Source organism: Corynebacterium tuscaniense (genome assembly GCF_008693065.1).
Taxonomy (GTDB): domain Bacteria; phylum Actinomycetota; class Actinomycetes; order Mycobacteriales; family Mycobacteriaceae; genus Corynebacterium; species Corynebacterium tuscaniense.
In genome coordinates, this window is record NZ_VXKH01000113.1 from 1 (window position 1) to 2,163 (window position 2,163).

Below are 2,163 nucleotides of genomic sequence, written 5' to 3' on the forward strand. Positions count from 1 at the left end.
CGCCGGAGCCCACGCTGAGGCCACCGTCACCAGCGCACCCACAACGATGGGCACCACGACGGCCGCAACAGACAGGCCCCAGCCCGCCCCGGGCAGCTCCATGCCTTGGCGTTCCATAACCACGCGAATCACCGCAACCAAACCCGCACCAGCCAGTACGCCAAGCGCCGACCCAATCACGCCAACAAGCGCAGCTTCCACAACCACGGACCGCGTAATCTGGCTTTTCGACGCCCCCAACGCCCTCAACAGCGCAAACTCCTTCGTCCTCTGCACCACGATCATCGAGAAGGTATTAGCGATGAGGAACGTACCCACCAACAGGCCCACGAGGCCAAAAGCGATAAGGAAGTAGCTGACGAAACTGAGGGCGTTGCGGATTTCTTCAGAGGCTTCGTCGGCAAGCGTCTGGCCCTCCTTGACCTCATACTCCGGGAACTTCTCCGCGAGGTGCGCAGTGAGCTGTGCGGGATCGACCCCCTCCTTCGCACTGACCGAGAACCCGGGAACCGTCCCGTGCGCGGCATAAAACTCCAGGTAGGACTCTTCCGGGATGCGCAATGTCAGCGACATCCCCTGGTCCAGCTCATTGGTATACAAACCAGTGACCTTCATCGTCTGAGTGGCCTGAGTATCCACGACAATGAGCTCATCACCGATGCCGATCCGATATTTAGCGGCGCCCTTAGCATTCACCATCGCCTCACCAACGGCCTTGGGTGCACTACCATCGACGACCTCCGGGACCGACCCCACCGCGTCCTCCGGCGGGTAGTAAATGTGCACCTCAGAAACACCAGCGCCTGTTTGGTACGCATTGCGGTCGCTGTCCGCGACGACAACTGCCGTGCGACCGCTGATGTTGACCTTGTTGACGTCTGGGTCGGCCCCGATAGCGTCTCGAAGCTCCAGCGGCACCGGGGCACCCTGCTCCTGTCCACGCACGACCGCATCATCCTCAGCGAATGCGCTCGCGACAGCCGAGTCAAAGGTTTTGCCCAACATCGCGGTGAACATCAGCGAGCCGGCAATGAACGCGGTACCGAGCACCACCGCCAAGACCGTGAGCGCGAGACGTAGCTTATGAGCTGCTACATTACGCAGCGACACCTTCGTTAAAGCGCTACTCATTAGCCCTCGATCCCGGACATGGTGGACAGGATGCGCTCCATCGTCGGGTCATACATCTCATCGATGATGTTGCCGTCCGCGAGGAAAACCACGCGATCAGCGTACGACGCCGCCCGTGCGTCATGCGTCACAATGACCACCGTCTGCTCATCCCCATCCACCGCCGCGCGCAGAATCTCCAAGACCTCGCGGGAGGAATTCGAATCCAGGTTGCCCGTCGGCTCATCCCCGAAAATGATCTCCGGACGGCTCACCAACGCCCGCGCACAGGCCACCCGCTGCTGTTGCCCGCCTGAAAGCTCACTCGGGCGGTGGCTCAACCGATTGGACAAGCCGAGACGCTGCGTGATCTCGTCGAACCATGCCTGGTCAATCTGCCCGCCGGCAATATCCGTGGGCAGGGTGATGTTTTCCGCCGCAGTGAGCGTAGGAACAAGGTTGAAAGACTGGAAGATAAACCCCAGCCGGTCGCGCCGCAACGCCGTGATCTCCTTGTCATTGAGCGTAGCTAGATCCGTATCCCCAATGAAGGCCGAGCCCCCGTTGAAAGAATCCAGACCGGCCATCGCGTGCATGAGCGTCGACTTACCTGAACCACTGGGGCCCATGATGGCAGTGAATTGGTTTCGCGCGAATTCAACGCTGACCCCATCCAACGCTGTCACCTGAGTGTCCCCGCTGCCATACGTCTTCACCAGCGACACCGCCCGGGCTGCGACGCCCTCTTTCAGGTCATTCTCAACAATTCCACGATGGCCCACAGCGCTCACTTGTCCTGTCTCTCGGGTCTCCAACAACGGCGCGAACGAGCACGCCACGATGTTCTTGCTACGAGAATAGTGGAATAGCAAAAATTAACGCGGCGCCCGGCCAGGTGGTGTGGTGGGTGCCGCGTTGGGTTATGTAGTTGTTTGTTTGTGTTTTTAGGTCGGCGGTAACTTACTCTCCCACACCCTCCCGGGTGCAGTACCATCAGCGCGGGTGGGCTTAGCTTCCGGGTTCGGAATGGGACCGGGCGTTTCCCCACCGCTA

2 protein-coding genes and 1 rRNA gene are annotated in these 2,163 nt (G+C 60.3%); all 3 read right to left on the minus strand.

All coding sequences use genetic code 11. The features are described from left to right. Window positions 1-1,131, minus strand: a 1,131-nt coding sequence (locus tag F4V54_RS10645; RefSeq protein WP_150387122.1) for an ABC transporter permease, incomplete at its 3' end; no start/stop codon positions are given. Further along, window positions 1,131-1,901: an ABC transporter ATP-binding protein gene (locus F4V54_RS10650; RefSeq protein WP_249041294.1), complete on the minus strand. Its 771-nt coding sequence runs from the start codon at window positions 1,899-1,901 to the stop codon at window positions 1,131-1,133. The genes F4V54_RS10650 and F4V54_RS10645, both read right to left, overlap by 1 nt. Window positions 1,902-2,057: 156 nt before the next feature. Then, window positions 2,058-2,163: ribosomal RNA gene (gene rrf / locus F4V54_RS10655) — 5S ribosomal RNA — on the minus strand; the annotation flags it as partial.